The organism is Rheinheimera sp., from assembly GCF_036568245.1.
Taxonomy (GTDB): domain Bacteria; phylum Pseudomonadota; class Gammaproteobacteria; order Enterobacterales; family Alteromonadaceae; genus Alishewanella.
The window spans coordinates 1-17,934 of sequence record NZ_DATCSY010000390.1 but is presented as its reverse complement, the minus strand read 5'-3'; the positions used below and the strand labels follow the sequence as shown (position 1 = coordinate 17,934).

The 17,934-nt window shown below is 48.0% G+C and carries 18 protein-coding genes; 15 read left to right on the top strand and 3 right to left on the bottom strand.

Annotated features, from left to right (window positions below; genetic code table 11):
- From VIN66_RS17555 to VIN66_RS17540, 4 genes are all read left to right on the top strand, one after another.
- Positions 1–375 (top strand): DUF2750 domain-containing protein (locus VIN66_RS17555; RefSeq protein ID WP_331925191.1); only part of this gene is annotated, 375 nt, incomplete at its 5' end.
- Positions 376–511: 136 nt separating this feature from the next.
- Positions 512–1,156, top strand: coding sequence for a GTP cyclohydrolase I FolE (gene folE, locus VIN66_RS17550; RefSeq protein WP_331925190.1), 645 nt, complete (start codon positions 512–514; stop codon positions 1,154–1,156).
- A gap of 88 nt (positions 1,157–1,244) precedes the next feature.
- Positions 1,245–2,114, top strand: a complete 870-nt coding sequence (locus VIN66_RS17545; RefSeq protein ID WP_331925189.1) for a sterol desaturase family protein — start codon at positions 1,245–1,247, stop codon at positions 2,112–2,114.
- A 94-nt stretch (positions 2,115–2,208) separates the two neighbouring features.
- Entirely contained in the window at positions 2,209–3,036 is an 828-nt protein-coding gene (locus VIN66_RS17540) for a transporter substrate-binding domain-containing protein (protein ID WP_331925188.1), read from the top strand.
- On the opposite strand, the gene mutH is transcribed toward VIN66_RS17540, so the two are convergent.
- A complete protein-coding gene (mutH, locus tag VIN66_RS17535) occupies positions 3,033–3,704 on the bottom strand; it encodes a DNA mismatch repair endonuclease MutH (protein ID WP_331925187.1) in 672 nt (223 codons plus the stop codon). The genes VIN66_RS17540 and mutH overlap by 4 nt on opposite strands.
- A 379-nt stretch (positions 3,705–4,083) precedes the next feature.
- Between mutH and rppH the strand changes: the two genes are divergently transcribed.
- The 8 genes from rppH to VIN66_RS17495 all read left to right on the top strand — a co-directional run bounded on the left by rppH (position 4,084) and on the right by VIN66_RS17495 (position 11,432).
- Complete coding sequence (gene rppH / locus VIN66_RS17530) at positions 4,084–4,587, top strand: RNA pyrophosphohydrolase (protein WP_331925186.1); 504 nt, start codon at positions 4,084–4,086, stop codon at positions 4,585–4,587.
- A gap of 43 nt (positions 4,588–4,630) precedes the next feature.
- The gene (ptsP, locus tag VIN66_RS17525; RefSeq protein WP_331925185.1) at positions 4,631–6,889 is read left to right on the top strand and encodes a phosphoenolpyruvate--protein phosphotransferase; all 2,259 of its coding nucleotides are present in this window, start codon (positions 4,631–4,633) and stop codon (positions 6,887–6,889) included.
- A gap of 63 nt (positions 6,890–6,952) precedes the next feature.
- Entirely contained in the window at positions 6,953–7,747 is a 795-nt protein-coding gene (locus VIN66_RS17520; RefSeq protein ID WP_331925184.1) for a sulfite exporter TauE/SafE family protein, read from the top strand.
- Positions 7,748–7,755: 8 nt separating this feature from the next.
- A complete protein-coding gene (gene lgt, locus VIN66_RS17515; RefSeq protein ID WP_331925183.1) occupies positions 7,756–8,574 on the top strand; it encodes a prolipoprotein diacylglyceryl transferase in 819 nt (272 codons plus the stop codon).
- Complete coding sequence (locus VIN66_RS17510) at positions 8,571–9,404, top strand: thymidylate synthase (RefSeq protein WP_331925182.1); 834 nt, start codon at positions 8,571–8,573, stop codon at positions 9,402–9,404. The genes lgt and VIN66_RS17510 overlap by 4 nt, the downstream gene beginning before the upstream one ends.
- Positions 9,405–9,475: 71 nt before the next feature.
- On the top strand, positions 9,476–10,084 hold the full coding sequence (locus VIN66_RS17505) for a FlgO family outer membrane protein (RefSeq protein ID WP_331925181.1): 609 nt from the start codon (positions 9,476–9,478) through the stop codon (positions 10,082–10,084).
- Positions 10,081–10,710, top strand: a complete 630-nt coding sequence (locus tag VIN66_RS17500; protein WP_331925180.1) for a FlgO family outer membrane protein — start codon at positions 10,081–10,083, stop codon at positions 10,708–10,710. Before VIN66_RS17505 ends, VIN66_RS17500 begins: the two co-directional genes overlap by 4 nt.
- 65 nt (positions 10,711–10,775) lie before the next feature.
- Entirely contained in the window at positions 10,776–11,432 is a 657-nt protein-coding gene (locus VIN66_RS17495) for a FlgO family outer membrane protein (RefSeq protein WP_331925179.1), read from the top strand.
- Between the two features lie 177 nt (positions 11,433–11,609).
- Here the strand turns inward: VIN66_RS17495 and VIN66_RS17490 are convergent, their stop codons facing one another.
- Positions 11,610–12,173, bottom strand: a complete 564-nt coding sequence (locus VIN66_RS17490; RefSeq protein ID WP_331925178.1) for an RNA polymerase sigma factor — start codon at positions 12,171–12,173, stop codon at positions 11,610–11,612.
- 252 nt (positions 12,174–12,425) lie between these two features.
- Between VIN66_RS17490 and VIN66_RS17485 the strand changes: the two genes are divergently transcribed.
- From VIN66_RS17485 to VIN66_RS17475, 3 genes are all read left to right on the top strand, one after another.
- Entirely contained in the window at positions 12,426–14,747 is a 2,322-nt protein-coding gene (locus VIN66_RS17485) for a sensor histidine kinase (protein WP_331925177.1), read from the top strand.
- Positions 14,748–14,838: 91 nt separating this feature from the next.
- Complete coding sequence (locus tag VIN66_RS17480) at positions 14,839–15,447, top strand: response regulator transcription factor (protein ID WP_331925176.1); 609 nt, start codon at positions 14,839–14,841, stop codon at positions 15,445–15,447.
- A 213-nt stretch (positions 15,448–15,660) separates the two neighbouring features.
- Positions 15,661–16,824, top strand: a complete 1,164-nt coding sequence (locus VIN66_RS17475) for a hypothetical protein (RefSeq protein ID WP_331925175.1) — start codon at positions 15,661–15,663, stop codon at positions 16,822–16,824.
- Positions 16,825–16,906: 82 nt separating this feature from the next.
- Here VIN66_RS17475 and VIN66_RS17470 read toward each other — a convergent pair whose 3' ends face one another.
- Positions 16,907–17,836, bottom strand: coding sequence for a hypothetical protein (locus tag VIN66_RS17470; protein WP_331925174.1), 930 nt, complete (start codon positions 17,834–17,836; stop codon positions 16,907–16,909).
- Positions 17,837–17,934: the final 98 nt, after the last annotated feature.

The window sequence follows — 17,934 nt, the reverse complement described above, 5'->3', positions numbered from 1 at the left end:
TATCTTAATGTGGAAATGATAATGAGCCAGTTTGCACAAGATCCAAGTTTTCAGCGTTTTGTTGAAGAAGCCAAAACTCATGGCGTAGTGTATGTCCTTGCCGATGGTGAAGATTTACTCGTCGTAGAGTCTGTCGAGTTTGAAGACACCGATGTGATGCCTTTCTGGTCTGATGAAGCCTCGGCTAAAGCGCATTGCTCTGACGAGTGGGCAGTGTATAAACCTGAAGCTATTCCGCTGGATGTTTTCTGTGAAGGATGGCTCAAAGAGATGTATGACGACGGCGTCCTGATTGGGACCAACTGGGATGATAGCCTTAATGGCCCGGAAGTTGAGCCACGGGAGTTGCTTGAAGCCTTGTCTTTAGTACAGTAGCCTGCCTCCATCTGGCCCGAAGCTTTGGTTTCGGTGCCGGAGTCAATCATAAAAATGGCAAAAAAATGACATTCTCCGTAAACTAGCGGCTTTGACGGCACGTATAACAGTAATCGACGTCGGGTTGGGAAAAGTTATGTTATCAGAAGAAGCAAAGGTGGTGCGCAGCGCGCTTGAAGCCCAGGGGCTTGAAACCCCTATGGTAGACAATGGTCTGTCGCGTGACCAGAAGTACGATAAAATCAATGCACTGATGACCGAGGTGGTCAAGACACTCGGGTTGGATCTGAATGATGACAGCCTGAACGAAACCCCGCATCGTATTGCGAAAATGTACGTGGACGAAATTTTTGGTGGGTTGGATTACAGCAACTTTCCGAAAATGGCACTGATAGAAAATAAAATGCAGGTCAGAGAAATGGTAAAGGTAAAAGATATCAGCTTTACCAGCACCTGTGAGCATCACTTTGTTACCATAGATGGCAGTGCCACCGTGGCGTACATCCCGGATCAGCGTATTATTGGCTTATCAAAAATTAACCGTATTGTACGTTTCTTTGCACAGCGCCCGCAGGTACAGGAGCGTTTAACCCAGCAAATTCTGGTTGCACTGCAAACCTTACTGCAAACAAAAAACGTTGCCGTTACGATGGAAGCTGTACACTACTGCGTGAAGTCGCGCGGTGTCATGGATGTCAACTCGAAAACCCAGACTACTGCACTGGGAGGCATCTTTAAAGAAGATGGCCGCACACGGGCCGAGTTTCTGGCTCGCTTCTAAGCGTTAAACCCCATACCGGGAACTCTGTAGAGTTCAATCCGGCTTTGCAGTAACATCGTTAACTGGCAAAGCGTGCGGACAACAACAGATGATCCCGGTAGAACTTATTTTACTTGCATTAAGCCCGGTGTTTCTTGGTTTTATCGCCTGGGAATGGCTCAGTTCACGTAAACTGACCCCAGCACGTTATCGCTGGCAAGACAGTGCAGCGAATGCGGTACTGGCATTATTACATCAGGGCAGCGATATGCTGGCACTGTTGCTGTTGATGCCGTTCTTTATCTGGTTGCATCAGTATCGCCTGTTCGAGATAGAGCTCAGCGCTGGCACGATTGCCTTCGCATTTCTGCTGCAGGACTTTTTGTATTACTGGTTTCACCGGGCATCGCATCGTGTTCGTTGGTTATGGGCCTCGCATGTTACACATCACAGCTCGCGCCTGATGAATTTCAGCACAGCGCTGCGGCAAAGCCTGACGTACCCGCTATCAGGTATGTGGCTGTTCTGGACACCGATGATCTTGCTTGGTTTTCCACCCACTTTGGTGTTTGCGGTGGTGGCACTGAACCTGGCATTTCAGTTTTTTGTCCACACCCAGGCGGTTAAAAAGCTGGGGTTGTTGGAGTGGGTGCTTAACACGCCTTCACATCACCGGGTTCACCATGCCTGCAATGCCCGCTACATTGACAAAAACTTCGCGGGTGTCCTGATAATCTGGGATCGGCTATTTGGTACTTTTGTGCCTGAGCAAGACAATGCTCCTTGCCGTTATGGTATTACTGATGATTTCAACTCCGACAATCCATTGAGCATCACCTTTTACGAGTGGCGCCGCATGTGGAATGATGCCCGGCATATCAGATCCTGGAAGCAGTTGCTGATGGTGATGTTCGGTGCGCCTAAGCGTCAGACAAGTACAGTGGATAACGCCAAAGGTTGCGACTCAGTGGAAACATAACTGTACTGTTTTTACTGGCTTATTACGCTAAAGCGGCGAAATGAACGGTTATGCACTAAGCTTGGAGCAAACCAGTAACGCCTTAAGGTGTAATATGAAAACTTACATACCAGTGGTCGTTGTTGTAATGCTTATCCTCTCAGGCTGTAAACCTGCCCAACAAAATGAAACCCAAACTGTGGCACAAAGCCAGCCCGCCGCCGCACCTGTAGCGGTTGAACAAAATGATTGTGAGCTGACACTTGGCATGGACGCCTGGGAGCCATATCAGTACATGACGGTCGGCAATACAGTTGCCGGCCTGGATGTTGAGATAGTGCAAGCCGTAATGGATAACATGGATTGCAGTCTGAATGTGATTCAGGGCAGTTGGCTTGAATTGCTGACATTGCTCAAGCAAGGTGAAGTTGATTTTGTGTTAGGCGCGTCTAAAACCGATGATCGTGAAGCTTTTGCTTATTTTTCTGAGCCATACCGTCAGGAAAGGTTTCAGCTATACGTGCGTAAAGACCAGGCTAACCTGCCTTATGCTGATTTAGCTGCATTTCTGGCGGATGGTCATAAAGTCGGCGTGGTCAATGAATATTACTACGGCGATGAAGTGGCGGCTTTATATGCCGATGAAACGCAGCGTAGCAAATTCGTCGGCGCTATTATCAGTGAACTGAATATGGCCCGTTTACTGGATGAAGAAATTGACGGCCTGTTAGAAGACAGCTTTGTCGGTGCGTCAATTTTACGCCGTAAAGGTCTGGATAAATACATACAGCCACACAGTATTAGCCTGGGCAGTTCCGATGTTTACGTCATGTTTAGTAAAGAGTCGGTTTCGCCAACGCAGGTCGAGCAATTTAACTCAGGTTTGGCGCAACTGCGTGACAATGGCAGTTATAGCCGCATCATGGAAAAGTATAGCCATTAACCGGGTGCAAACTGCTGTGCCAGCAAGCTTGCCGTAAAAGCAGCTTTAAGATAAAAGCCCCGGGGCAGGGTTCTTATCGGCTCGCCGTGCGCGCCTACAGCGGCCGTCAGTGCACGGCTGTTGGCTGCCTTGGGTCTAAGCTGTAGATGCTTACCCTGGGCACCGCGGATATTGGCAATACCACCCAGCGTAATTTGCTCCATCAGCTCTTCCCAGTCCTGCTGCAGTTCCTGTAACTGTTGCGGATTGGGTCGCCATAAAAATGCCGTGCCGATCATTCGCTCACGAAGCGGGATCTGCCGTTCTGCCAGGATTGGCACCCACAAGACATGCTGCAATTTACGGCATACCCATGATTCGTGCCACTGTAAGCCGCCAACATCAGTCAGTGGTGCGACGCAGACATAAGTGCTCTCAAGTGGCTTACCATCCCGGTCAATAGGTAAGGTTTTCAGTTCTACGCCAAGGTGAGGGAAATCAGGCTCGGCTTTAGAACCTGCGCTGGCGCCCAAAATTTGTTCCAACAGCTGGCCGACCCAGCCTTTGTCTTTTTGCAGGTTTAGCGGTACCGGCAGTTGCAACTGTGCAGCAATCTGGCCCAATGTTAAGCCAGCTAATGCCAGACTGCGGCGTTGTAGTTCAGCTAATGAGGCCGGAGATGAGTACATGGTTGTCATAATCAGCAAATATAGGAATACGCTAACATTTTTCTGTCGCTTTGGCTGCTTAAAAACGCAGCAAACTGACTTGCACACAGCCATTGCGGCAGATTAGTAGAATATTGTGCTATGTAACTTATTGATATTAAACATATCTGACTGCAATGGTTATAAGTTGATATTCATTGTATCTCAGTTATTCAGTGGTTAAATGTTGTTTTTGCACAGTGTTATCAACACGCTCTGTGAAGAAGTGCACATGGAGGTGCTGTCGGTATGTATTATTGTGGATAAGTCTGTAAAAGGTGTGCTGAAAATACCGTTTGCCCAAGCTCCGACTTTATGAAAGAATCTTTTGCATATTGTTTAAGATCCGCCAGAGGTTTGTGTGATCGATGCCGAAGGGTTTCGGGCCAATGTCGGCATAGTGATTTGTAACCACCAGGGACAGGTGTTTTGGGCAAAACGGTATGGTCAGCATTCCTGGCAATATCCGCAGGGTGGTATTGACGACGGTGAAACACCGGAGCAAGCCATGTTTCGTGAACTAAACGAAGAGGTTGGGCTAAGTGCCAAAGATGTGGAAATTATCGCCACAACTAAACACTGGCTACGCTACAAACTTCCTAAGCGTTTGATTCGTAAAGACAGTAACCCGGTGTGTATTGGTCAGAAACAGAAGTGGTTTTTACTTCGGCTGACCTGTGCTGACGAGGATGTAAACTTACTTAAAACCACGCATCCGGAATTTGATAGCTGGCGTTGGGTCAGCTACTGGTATCCGGTTAGACAAGTGGTCGCGTTTAAGCGCGAAGTTTACCGAAAAGTCATGAAAGAGTTTGCCCCGGTCGCTTTGCCGTTTATACGCCGCGAAGGTAAGAAAAAGAGTTAGCAATACAGGTTAGGCAATTAGCTAGACTGAAAAAGAGGCTCTTATGTTAGGCCAGTTAAGGCGAATTGTTCAGGATGTAGCACAAGAGCCGGTGCTTCAAAACGCATTAGCTGGCTTAGTCTCGAGTGTAAAACAGGCGCTGGCAACAGAGTGCTGCTCGGTATACCTTGCCGATTATGAACAGCAGCATTTTATGTTGATGGCTACTGACGGCCTCAATCCTGATGCCATCGGTAATATAGCTATTGGCTTCTCCGAAGGCTTGATTGGCTGGGTAGGGCAACGCGAAGAGCCCATTAACTTGGCCAAAGCCCATCTTCACCCCCGCTTTAAAGTGACGCCGGAAGTTAGCGAAGATCGCTTTTCTGCTTTTTTAGGCTGTCCCATTATTCATCATCGTAAAGTGTTAGGTGTACTGACCATTCAGCAAGCCGCTGAACGGGTGTTTAGCGAGGACGAGGAATCGTTTCTGGTGACACTTGGCGCGCAGCTGGCATCTGTACTGGCCAACGCGGAGATGCGTCAGGCAGTCAGCCAGAGTAGTCCAAGCCAAAGCCAGTCGAGCCAGCTGAAAGGGTTACCGGGGGCGCCAGGTATCGCCATAGGTGAGGCGTTTGTACTGGAGCCGGCAAATGACTTTAACGCGATTTCGCTTAAACGGGCAGATGACCCGGACAAAGAGCTGGCGCATTTTTACCGCGCAGTAAAAATAACCAAGGCGGAGTTTAACCGGCTGGCAGAGCGCATGAGTGGCCATATGCCGCCAGATGCGCTGGCTATTTTCGATGTGTACCATCAGCTGTTGGATGCCGCCAGCCTGGGCCGGGAAATTGAGCAGCAGATTGCAGAAGGCTGGTGTGCCAAGAGTGCGCTAAAGCGCGTAGTGGAAAAGTTTGCCCGTCAGTTCGACGATATGGACGATGCCTATCTGCGCGAAAGAGGCACCGACATCCGCGATCTGGGACAGCGCGTACTGAATAACCTGCTGGATACCGAGCAACGCAAAATAAAGCTGCCGCAAAAGGTAGTGCTGGTCGCCGATAATGTTACCGCGACTATGCTGGCCGAAGTGCCGCGCGAACAGCTGGTGGCCATTGTTTCGTTAAAGGGTTCTGTTAACTCGCACGCTGCTATTATGGCGCGTGCGCTGGGTATTCCGGCGGTGATGGGCGTAAGTGAACTGCCATTGCTGCAATGGCAGGGACAGCGCCTGATAGTTGATGGCTATCAGGGACAGATACTGGTATCACCAATTGAAGCCATTTGTCATGAGTATCAAAGACTTATTACAGAGGATGCTGCGTTAAATGCACGTTATCAGGCAGAAATTGCCCTGGAGTCATGCTCATCCTGCGGTGCGCCTTTTAACCTGATGGTCAATTCTGGCCTGGCAATAGAGCTGGAAACCACAGATCCGAAGTATACCGGCGGAGTGGGGTTATACCGTACGGAATTTCCGTTTATTATGCGCAGCCGCTTTCCGACAGAACAGGAACAGATAGAGCTGTACCGCAAGGTGCTGGAAAGCTATCCTGACAAACCGGTCATTATGCGCACGCTGGACGTTGGCGGCGATAAAGCCTTGCCGTATTTTAGTCTGGTTGAAGAAAACCCGTTTCTGGGTTGGCGTGGTATCCGCTTAACGCTGGATCATCCGGAGATTTTTCTGGTGCAAATCCGCGCCATGTTAAAAGCCAATCTGGCACTGGATAATTTGCATATACTGCTGCCGATGATTTCCGATCTGGCAGAAGTGGACGAATCGGTCAGGCTGATAAAACAGGCCAGTTTTGAGGTCAGTGATGAGCTGTCTATTGAGCTGCCCAAGCCCAAGATTGGCGTTATGATTGAAGTACCATCCATCATGTATCAGTTGCCAGAGCTGGCGCGTAAAGTCGATTTCTGCTCAGTTGGAACAAACGACTTAACTCAATACCTGTTGGCAGTTGACCGCAATAATCCAAGGGTTGCCAGTTTGTATGATGCGATGCACCCGGCTGTGCTCAGAGCATTGTATCAATTGTCGCAGCAGGCGCAGGGGCTGCAGTTCCCGGTTAGTGTTTGCGGTGAGCTGGCCGGCGAGCCGGCAGGAGTATTGTTGCTAGCGGCGATGGGGTATAACAGCTTTAGTATGAACAGCAGTAACCTGGCGAAAATTAAATGGTTATTACGCCGGGTTCAGATGTCTGAGCTGGCGCTGCTACTGCCGGAAATTCTGGCATGCCAGTCAGCGAAGCAGGTCAGGCTACATATTCAGCGCTTTTTAGAACAAAAGCAGCTGCTCAGTCAGTTACGGGCTTAAGCGCGTGCCGTTATACTTCCTTCGCTGTTATACTGCAGCGCCTTGCATAACTAAGAGATTGCCGTGTTAACTATCGTTGCTATTACTCTGGTACTGGGCGCCGTAGTGGGTTTTCTCGCCGGATTGCTGGGTATTGGTGGCGGTTTAATTGTGGTGCCGGTGTTGCTTATGCTACTGCCGGGCTTTGACATAGTGGCGCCCGAGCAGGCCATACTGGTTGCCATCGCTACATCGCTGGCGTCGATTATTTTCACTGCCACTTCGTCAGTGCTGGCGCATCACCGCTGGGGTAATGTGCCCTGGACAACTGCGACCTCGATTATGGTTGGCGCTGCGGCAGGGGCCTGGCTGGTGGCTTACCTGGCGCACAACATCAGCCCCGGCGTATTGCAAATGCTGTTTGGTATAGCAGTGCTGATACTGGCACTGCGTATGTTGGGATCACGCAGCGCCATAGGTAAAAGACAACTGCCTGGCGCTGCTATTTTAGCGGTTATTTCTGCTGGTCTTGGCGGGATAGCCAGTTTACTGGGTATTGGTGGCGGCGCTCTGTTCGTACCTATGTTGAATTACTACTCGGTTGATATGCGCCGTGCTATTGGTTGTGCCGCCGCCAGCGGCATTGCTATAGCGGCTTTTGGCTCGCTCGGTTACGTCATTGCGGGCTGGCAGCACTATCAGTTTGCACAGGGGTTTGTTGGTTACATTTATCTGCCTGCGTTGTTGGGGATTGTCTGTACCTCAGCCTTTACTGCGCCGCTGGGGGCGAAACTGACACAGCGGTTGCCTGTGCTGACAATTAAACGGGTATTTGGCATATTATTGCTGCTTATCGCAGCGAAGATGATTCTGAGTTAAGGGAAGTTATGTCTGCAAGTTATATTACGTTTCCGCAAATAGATCCGGTTATTTTTTCGCTCGGCCCGGTCAGCTTGCGCTGGTATGGCCTGATGTATCTGGTTGCTTTTGCGCTGGCCTGGTGGCTGGCCAACCGTGCGGCCAAAAAACCGGGTTCAGGCTGGAGTGAACAACAGGTCAGTGACTTATTATTTATAGGCTTTTTGGGCGTCATTCTGGGCGGCCGTATAGGTTATGTATTGTTTTACCAGTTTGAACTCTTTGTCAGCGACCCGGTGTACTTATTTAAAATCTGGACCGGTGGTATGTCATTTCACGGTGGCTTATTAGGGGTGCTCAGTGCTATGGCATGGTTTGCCTGGCGCAATAACAAGCGTTATCTCGAACTGGGTGACTTTGTTGCACCGCTTATTCCACTTGGCTTAGCAGCGGGCAGGCTTGGTAATTTTATTAACGCAGAGCTTTGGGGCCGGCCGACTGATGTGCCCTGGGCAGTGCTGTTCCCGGGGGCAGGGCCGTTGCCGCGACATCCGTCACAGTTATATGAGTTTGCACTGGAAGGCGTAGTACTGTTTATCATTATTATGCTGGTGCGCCGCTTTAACCCGCCAACCGGCACCTTGGGAGGCATTTTCCTGGCAGGTTATGGCAGTGCGCGTTTCTTTGTCGAATTTTACCGCGAACCCGATGCGCACTTAGGTGTACTGTCTGCCGGTATGTCGATGGGGCAATGGTTGTCTTTGCCAATGATTATTGCCGGTACCGGGCTGATTATTTATGCCTTTAGCAGGCACCCACAAGCAGAAAAACAGGTTTCAAAAGCATGAAGCAGTATCTTGATTTAATGCGCCATGTGCTGGAGCATGGCCACAAAAAAACTGACCGCACCGGCACCGGCACTATCAGTGTATTTGGCTATCAGATGCGGTTTAATTTAGCGGAAGGTTTTCCGCTGGTTACCACCAAGAAATGCCATCTGCGCTCGATTATCCATGAATTGCTATGGTTTTTAAAAGGTGAAACCAACATTGGTTACTTAAAAGACAATGGTGTCTCTATCTGGGATGAATGGGCGACAGAGTCAGGTGAGTTAGGCCCGGTCTATGGTGCGCAGTGGCGTAGTTGGCAGGCGGCTGATGGCGGTGTGATCGATCAGATAAGCCAGCTGATCGCCGATATTAAACGCACGCCGGACTCGCGGCGTTTAATTGTCAGTGCCTGGAACCCGGCATTGTTACCGGATACGTCAGTATCACCAAAAGAAAACGCTGCCAGGGGTAAGCAGGCCTTACCGCCTTGTCATACGCTGTTCCAGTTTTATGTTAATGACGGCAAGTTGTCCTGTCAGTTGTATCAGCGCAGTGCAGATATTTTCCTGGGGGTACCATTTAATATTGCCAGTTATGCCCTGTTAACCCTGATGGTGGCGCAGGTGTGTAAGCTCGAACCAGGCGATTTTGTGCATACTTTTGGTGATGCGCATTTATACCTGAACCATCTGGAACAGGTGAATACACAACTGGCTCGTGCACCTTTCCCTATGCCACAAATGCAGCTAAACCCGGCTGTTGATAATATTTTCGATTTTACTTTTGACGACTTTACGCTGTTAAACTATCAGGCTCACCCGCATATCAAGGCGCCGGTAGCGATATAGCGTCAAAAGCTTGCCGATGCTTCTGGCCTGTAAATTGCTTAGCGTTTTCAGTACAGAAGCTGAGGTTGCTTATGAAAATATTAATTTCGGTAATAATATTACTGATTGCTGCAGGTTGCAGTATAAAACCCGTAGCTCAGGAGAATAGCCGCGCTGAGTTGAGTAAATTTCCGCTACATGTTTACACTCAGCAGTTAGCCGACAATCTGTTTGCACAGCTGCCTCATACCGGTAGCGTAATGCAGCCCGCGGCGCAGATAGCGGTTGCCAGTTTTGTGCCGGTCAATAGTTTGTCGCTTAGCGCTGTCGATGAAGCAGAGAAACAACTGGCTAATCAGCTCAGCGAGAGCATGTTAACGCATGCCCGCCAGCATGGTTTCGCTGTATTCGATTACCGCTTAAGGCAGCAGCTGCTGCTGCTGGATGATCACACGCAAGCGTTGTCGCGTCAGCTCGAAGATATCAGTGCAGCAAGCGATGCTGATACGTTACTGGCCGGCACTTATACCCCTATGGAGGACGGCTACATGCTAAATGCACGTCTTATCAGTGTCGCTAATCAGAAAGTGCTGGCGGCAGCCAGCGGCTATATACCGGCAAACGTGTTGTGGGGCCAGCGGCAGGTCGTCCAGCAAGGCGATATGCTGTACCGGCGCTCAATGTCAGGAGAGACAAAATGAAATATGCATTAACGCTGCTGTGCAGCACCATACTGTTAGCGTCCTGCGCGTCACAGCAAAACCGCCAGGTTGTCAGTACAAAACCGCAAGCTGACCGTCTTGCCGCGCCTGCATATCAATTACCCAGTCAGCAGCTGAATTCGGATAAGCAACCGATGCTGACAATTAATGAATACTCGAGGGCTCTGGTACATGAGCTGATGTCTAATCACAGAGCAGCAGAAGAGACCGGCATGGTTGGTGTGACCGACTTTAGCTATGTTGACAGCAGTTTGGATAAGGGCTCTGTGCTGAGCAATCACCTTAGCGAAGCAATTATGTATGACTTACATAAGTTTGGTGTCGCAGTGCTGGACTATAAAGTGACGGATTATATCCGTGTGACCCCCTCAGGCGATTTTGCCTTAAGCCGCGACTTTAACGAGCTAAGTGCTGAGTTGCCTATCCGCTTCGTTGTCACCGGCACAATGACTGCACATAAAAGCGGAGTGTTGCTTAATGCCAGACTGATCCGTATTGACACCAAACAGGTCATTTCTGCGGCGCGCACTTTTGTGCCGGAGTCCGTGGTTAATGCTGTTATCAGCAATACCGGTAACGATAAATTACAGTTAAAACAAGGGTAAGCAGCTAAAGAAAACCTCTGTCGTTGCCGATACTGTAGAGAGTGCAGATGCAGACAGAGGTTTAAATGAAAGTAGGGATATGCTTAGCGGCAGTCGCAGTATTATCGGGCTGCCAGTTGCTGCCTGAGTATCAGAACAGTTGTATGCCTTGCGCGCCGTCAGCCATTGCAGACGGCGGCGATGCTTCGGCAAATCCAATCAGCACAGGTGGCAATTACTTGCCGTCTGTTACCGATTACCCGCCCCGGCCCACAAAACCTTTATCTGATTACGCTGCCGATCTGGCTTTCCAGCTGCTGCAATCTATGCAATACGTGCTGCCAGAGCAACCTGTTGCCATTTCAACCTTTGTAGAATTTGATCAGCAACTTAGCAATACTACTGCGGTAGGTAACCAGCTGGCTGAGCATATGTATTATCAGATGCAACGCTTGGGTATACCTGTTGCCGATATCAAATTGTCCAGCCAGATCCGGGTCACGCCGGCTGGTGAGCTGGTGTTCAGCCGAGATAGTTATCTTGATACAAAACAGCGGGTAAATTATGTGCTGGCTGGCACGATACTACGTGATAGTGCCGGTCTTGTCGTCAACGCAAGGGTGATGCATATGCGCACAAAAACCGTTATCGGCAGTGCTCAGCTGCATATCCCGGATTTTGTGTTGGCTGCCCCAACAGGAATCGAACATCCAGATATACCAAGGGTTAGCGCCATATTTTAAAAAGTTGTGGTGCAACCTGTGGTGCAAAAAATTTTGCTCGGGTTTACTAACACTTTGCGCGGGTATCGCGCAACTGTCGAACTATAGTCAAATTAATGGCAGTGGACAAGTGGCAGTTGTATTACTCTTCTGTGATGAAGTTTCAGTATAAATTTCTATTCACAGAGTTAATTGCTCTTAGTTGTAACGACTTTCTAACTGCTCTTTAAGCCTTGCTGTGCCGCGGCGTAGCCATGATTTTATCGTATTCAGATTGGTGCCTAAAGCTTCTGAAAGCTCTTCTCTGGTATAGCCATAGAAATACGCCAATTGAATGCTGTTTTTAAAGTTATCGTTCATAGCGTTTAAATGTTTTTCAATGTCCTCGCCAAACATTAACTGCATGCATTGTTCTTCGGGTTTATCAGTGCAGGGGGTGTTGAGTAATATTTCCTGCTCTTCTTCGAAAAGCGGCCGATTACGGTGATTCTTTTCACGGCGGATTTTATCGATTGAACGATACCTTACTATGCTGCTCATCCAGGTCATGGCTTGTGCTTGCTGCGGATAATATTCGTCTGCACTATCCCAAATTTGTAAATAGGCATCTTGCAGTACTTCTTTGCTGTATTCCTGACAACCAACAATACGGTAAGCAACCGTATTTAAGTAGGTTGAAGTATTGCGATAGAGCTGCTGCAAGGCTTTTTGATCACGTTTTGCACATAGTGCAATTAAACGTACTAATTCATTATTATCCATGATCCCGACTCAGTAGTACTCACAAAAGCGCCGTCAAAAACGTCACTTGCTAGCTGTTAATGGGACTAGTCTACTGAGTCAGGGGGAAAGGAAAACCCGACAGATGGGGGGGCGAAAGCGGGAAATCAATGTGTTAGAATCGCGTTAATTTGCGTGTTTGTGCTGTGTCGCATTAATTAAAATGGATGGCAATTAAGGCTGTAGCAAGGCTGTTTGCCCGGTAAAAATGACTTACTAACAATAACCACAAACATGAAATACGCGTCTGCACTTATTCTTGCTTTAATCTGGCTTAATGTCATTACCTGCCTGGTTTCACCTATGGCTTATGCATCACCATCAGATGAAAAGCCTACGCTGGAACTGAATGACCAAAATCAGGCTTTTCGTTTAAACGCGCAAAAACAAGCGGCAGCCTATTTTGAAGTGCCTGCAAATACCGGGCTTGGAAATATAACCTCGGTCATACAGCAGATTGCGGCGGATTCAACGGTTACTATTCCCAACTTCGAGCAACACAGTCACTATGGCTTGTTCATCGCTTTAGACAACTATACCCATACGTCACAATGGATATTGCATGTTAATCGGTTTTTGATAGACCAGATTGAGGTTTATGTTATCACCGAAGACGGCAACTCATACTTTGCCGCTAATTTTAAAGATGGCAGTGACAACGACGCCATCAGGAGTGTGTTCGGTCACGGTATTCCGATTTCGTTACCGCGTGAATCTACAGCCAGGGTGCTGGTGATACTGTCGGCAGACAGCTTTGTACCACCTGTGTCGCTCGATTTGTATAGCAGTGGAAAATACGCGCGGGTGACGGAAAAAGCCAACGCGTTGTTTCTATTTACGATGGGTATCGTTTTTTCCAGTATTGCGGCGTCTCTGGTGTGCTTTTTCTTGCTGCGTGAAATGACATTTTTCTGGTTTGCCATCTCGTCGTTTTTAATGGCGCTGATTACGCTGTCGCGCAGCTATCTTGGCATTGTTTTCTTTGGGCTTGATAACGGCTTGCCAGACTGGTTCTGGCTGCTGATCTGTGTAACTGAAATCTGCTTATTGAAATTTGTACTGTCATTTTTATCATCTGACAAGGATCCACTTCCACTACGCCGCTTTTACAACCGCAGTTTTATCATTATCAGTAGCTGTATATTTATGAGTTTGCTGCTGTCAGAGCTGTTCCTGAAGCCGGAAACCATGATCATGGTCAGTATTTTCTATGGCCTGTTAGTCACGCTGTTCGCAGTGGTGTTGGGGGTTATATATGCGTTTAAGCTGCGCAAATATTATGTGTTGTTTGTTTTAGGTTGGTTACCGATATTTTTCCGCATCGGTGAAAAGGCATTTGCGCTGAATGTAGACCCCAGTTACAGCAGCGACGCGATAATATATAACCCAGGTTATGACCCGGTTTATCAGGCGATACATTTTTTTGGTCATCTGGTCGCTATCTTGTTACGTTTTGCAGACCATAAGAAACAGCAACTTGAAGCTGAAACCCGAAGCCTCGCTAAAACGATGTTTTTGGCATCAGTGAGTCACGATTTACGCCAGCCTATACATTCCATGCAGTTACTCACCGGTCATCTGGAAGGGGAAGTTCAAAGCCAGCAGGGCAAGTCCATATTAAGTCAATTGCAGCAGGTGCAAACGACATTTGACGAAACCTTCAATGCACTGATGGATTGGAGCCAGTTGGAAGCGGGCAAGGTTAGCGTTAGCCTGGAAAAAACCGACATCAGCAAACTGTTGCATGACGTTAAAGCAGAATTCACGTCTATGGCAGTGCAAAAAGGTATTGAGCTGAGAATTCAGGCGCCGTCATACGTGGTCACAACCGACCCGTTATTGTTAAGGCGAATAGTACGTAATCTGTTGTCCAATGCGTTGAAGTATAGCCAGAGCGGCGCAGTGTTGATGACTTGCCGTTGCCGTAAACACAGCATAGTGATTGAAGTTTGGGACACGGGGTGTGGTATTCCCGAACATGAACAGCCGATTATTTTCGATCTGTATCAACGCGCCAGACATTACAAACATCAGGAGAGTGGTTCTGGTATTGGGCTGGCTAATGTCAAACAGCTGGTTGATGCACTGGGGTATAAAATATCGCTCAAATCCAGAGTCAATACAGGCTCTGTTTTTCGTATTGAAATACCCGATGTTGAAAACTGCATAGCGCAGAAAAACAATCAAAGTAAAGAGCGCATACCGCGCTTGACCATTGCTAACCTGATTGAAAACGTCGAGCTGAAAAACAAGGTGAATAGCTATTTACATAAATGGGGCTATACCACGACTAATGCAGCCGATATCAGTCGTGACAGTATCGCGGACTGCATCTACTTTACTGATGAATCGTCTAACCTGTTTGAATTTTTGTCTAATCATATTCAGCAGCCCGATGCGGCAGCAGTACCGCAATTTATTGGTTCATTTTCCACTTTGCCGTTTAACAATGCGGCGACGGATAAGCTGAAAGTGCACCGTTTAAATCCTGGTGTTGAACCAGCAGAACTAAGAGCTTTTATACGTTACGTTGAAGCCCAATACCTATCTGTTTAATTTTTCAGGTATAAAGGTATAATCCGAACGAGAGTCTTATCATTAAAATTGGTAGCCAGTGACATTAAACCAGTGCTTGGTTAAAAAAGGTGTGTTGATTGCAGAAGATCATGATCTTTATGGTGATGGTGTGTCCCTTATTGTGCATGAACTACTGCCTGGCGCTGAAATATTCAGAGCGCGGGACATTCAACAGTCACTGATTTTGCTTAGCCAACAACCCAGCATCAACCTGGCCTTGGTTGATCTTAAAATGCCTGATGCCAATGGGCTTGATGGCATTAGCACGATAAAAAGCAGTTATCCCACGTTAACGATGGTGGTCATTTCCTCATTGGATTTCGAAACCAATGTACGCAATATTATGAACCTGGGGGTAAACGGCTTTATTTCCAAAGCATCTGCCAAAGCCAAAATGTTAAGCGCGCTGGATAAAATTCTGCAGGGCGAAATTGTCGTTGAACCGCAGCTGCAACCTAATCAGTGCATTATGTTATCTACCCGTCAGGAACAAACACTGCATTTTATGGCGCAAGGCAAGACCAACAAAGAAATCGCCCGCGCGCTAAATATTTCGCCACATACCGCAAAGGAATATGTGTCAAAAATTTTAGAATTGTTCGACGCAGATAACCGCACCCAGGCTGTTCAAAACGCCGAAAACAAAGGCTTGCTGCTGTCCAGGCTAACTAAATACTAACTCCACTGCTCTTGTCTTTGCGCTACCGCAACCATCTTGCCGGTTATGTATTGCTATTGAATGATACGTCGTCTAACAGCGTAAAGTTGCAGCGTTATCGAAATACAGCGCACTGCAACCTTTTGCGTTGGGTTTGCGTATATTCCACTGTGTTGAAAAGTGCCGTTAATCCCTAACGCAATGCAGCGTAATGACAAGTGAGGAAACGTGTTTTTGCTACTAAATAAAACCATCAAAGCAGTTCTGTTATGCGGTATCACCATGACGTTGTGTGCATGTGCTACAACCGGCAACAGCGGGCCATCAGCTAAAACACTGCCTACATCGGAAAACGGTGTAAATGAGCAGAATATTGCGCTAGTTGCTGAAGCCGGCTTAACGCCCAGGCAGCGCATGTCAAAATCGATTCAGCAACTTGAACTGGGAAATGCTGATGTCGCAAGCGTGGAGTTAAATGAGTACCTGCTCAGTACACCTGATAGCAGCCGTGCCAGACAATTATTAAAACAGATTAATACGCCGGCTAATGACTTTTATCCGCCAGAGTTTTTCGTTGTTGAACTGGCGTTTGGCCAAAGCATCAGTACCCTGGCACAGCACTATTTGGGCAATGCGCTGGAGTTTTATGCGCTGGCAAAATATAACGGTATTGAGAACCCCAGCCGCATTAATACCGGCAGTAAGATCAAAATTCCGCTCACCGCGAATGCCAGGTCTGTACGCGAGAAAGACGCGCAACTGGCACAAAAAAAGCAGCAAGGCACTGAACCACAACAGGCCGCTGTGGCAACAGACATTGTAGCGTCAAAAGAAGAGCCGCAGACCACCAGCGTTGAAGATGACAGCAGTGAAGTGCTGGCTGAAAATGTACCGGAGTCGCCAGCGACTATTAAAGCCAAACTGGCAGATGCGAACAGAGCAGGGGACTTTGCGCAATCAGTATCACTGCTCGGGATACTGACGTCGCAGAATACTGAATTCGATGCCAGTACGCGGCTATTGGCAAGCGAGGCATTGGTTGGCAGAGCTGATATGATTAAAGCTAACCAAGCCTCAACTGCGGCGCAGCTGTACACCCAGGCGGCTGATTTTATGCAGCAAAATGGCGATGACATCAGTGCTTTTGATTATTTCAGTCTGGCTTACGCTACTGATGCCAGTAATTCAGAAGCGCAGCAAAAAATGATGGAGTTGCAGCAGCAGATTGTAAGTAAATACCATCGTGAGGCCTCTATCGCATTTCGTCAGCAACGTATTGAAGAGGCCATTAAAAAATGGGACATCGTATTGCATGTTGACCCGTCAAACACCGATGTGTCAGCCTATCGTAGTCAGGCAGTTGAGCTGCAGCAGCGCTTAAAAGCACTTAATCCATAATCTCAATTGATGTCTGAATTACTCAGGTTCAGACATCAACTCAGATCTACAAGATGTCATTTTACCAGTTAAAACCAAAACGTTAGTTTTGGCTTTTCTTTATCTGCTTAAGATTCTTGCTGATGGTGTGTGCACGCTGTAATTGCTGGCCTGCGCGCTGGTTAGCGGCATCAATTGATACGGCTTGTTCAAGCAGCTTTATCGATTGCGCAATGTCGCTGGTAAACAGTTTCATTGCCTCGCCATAAAGCCGATCTGATTCCTGTTGGCGTATTTGAGTGATTGTATGTGCCAGGCTTTGTTTGTCCGCGTCAGCGGCGAACCTGAGGGCTTTGTCGTAGCATTGCAAAGCTTCGTTAATTTGGCTTTGGCTAAGCTTATGTTTTGCAAGGCCATTCCAGGCCGTGTAGCGGTAATGTTTGAGGCTGGGGTGTTGCGGTGCAATATCCTCAATTGCAGCAACAGATAGCAGCAGCTGTTCAAAATCCCCTTGTACGCTTTGTTGCTCGGCTGTGGCAAGTATACCATCAAGTGGATCCAACACTTTCACTGGTGCGCTAATGGGGTTTTTCGGCATTGGTTTATTAACCGGTAGCGCTTTGCGTTCTGCTCTGGCCAGCTCATGTCTGCTGTCGGCATGTTGCAGGTAAGCAATCGCAGGTTGGTAATCCGGTTTTAGTGCCAGTATTTTAAGCTGCAAGTACTGCTGCTGTTTACTGCCGGATGCACGTGCTCCCAGCTGTGCTATTTCCTGCTCAAGGGCGCTTACACGTAATTCAATCTTCTGATTTAAATCGGTCATTTGTTTTTTTATCTGAGCATTGTCGGCATAAAGCAGCGCCAGAATGCGCCACTGCACTAAAGCCTCTGCCCATTGCTGTTGTTGTTCTAACTGCATGGCATAGCTGTACCTTGGGTCTTTAGCCGGGGCCGACTTAAACGACAGCCCGTCGCTGGTGCTAACACAGGCGTTGAGGGCAAATGTCAGAACAATAAGCGCAGTATTTCTCACTTTAGATCCACCCGCTCAAAGGTGTTCAGGGCGCGTACAAACTTACTCAGGCTGTCGCCACCATAAATCATGGTGCGGTTAATTAAATATCGGTCTGA

What these genes read in the sequence shown, in the direction of transcription:
- folE (WP_331925190.1), top strand. Translation starts at nt 512, where the DNA reads ATGTTATCAGAAGAAGCAAAGGTGGTGCGCAGCGCGCTTGAAGCCCAG.
- VIN66_RS17545 (WP_331925189.1), top strand. Translation starts at nt 1,245, where the DNA reads ATGATCCCGGTAGAACTTATTTTACTTGCATTAAGCCCGGTGTTTCTT.
- VIN66_RS17540 (WP_331925188.1), top strand. Translation starts at nt 2,209, where the DNA reads ATGAAAACTTACATACCAGTGGTCGTTGTTGTAATGCTTATCCTCTCA.
- mutH (WP_331925187.1), bottom strand. Translation starts at nt 3,704, where the DNA reads ATGTACTCATCTCCGGCCTCATTAGCTGAACTACAACGCCGCAGTCTG.
- ptsP (WP_331925185.1), top strand. Translation starts at nt 4,631, where the DNA reads ATGTTAGGCCAGTTAAGGCGAATTGTTCAGGATGTAGCACAAGAGCCG.
- lgt (WP_331925183.1), top strand. Translation starts at nt 7,756, where the DNA reads ATGTCTGCAAGTTATATTACGTTTCCGCAAATAGATCCGGTTATTTTT.
- VIN66_RS17510 (WP_331925182.1), top strand. Translation starts at nt 8,571, where the DNA reads ATGAAGCAGTATCTTGATTTAATGCGCCATGTGCTGGAGCATGGCCAC.
- VIN66_RS17505 (WP_331925181.1), top strand. Translation starts at nt 9,476, where the DNA reads ATGAAAATATTAATTTCGGTAATAATATTACTGATTGCTGCAGGTTGC.
- VIN66_RS17500 (WP_331925180.1), top strand. Translation starts at nt 10,081, where the DNA reads ATGAAATATGCATTAACGCTGCTGTGCAGCACCATACTGTTAGCGTCC.
- VIN66_RS17495 (WP_331925179.1), top strand. Translation starts at nt 10,776, where the DNA reads ATGAAAGTAGGGATATGCTTAGCGGCAGTCGCAGTATTATCGGGCTGC.
- VIN66_RS17490 (WP_331925178.1), bottom strand. Translation starts at nt 12,173, where the DNA reads ATGGATAATAATGAATTAGTACGTTTAATTGCACTATGTGCAAAACGT.
- VIN66_RS17485 (WP_331925177.1), top strand. Translation starts at nt 12,426, where the DNA reads ATGAAATACGCGTCTGCACTTATTCTTGCTTTAATCTGGCTTAATGTC.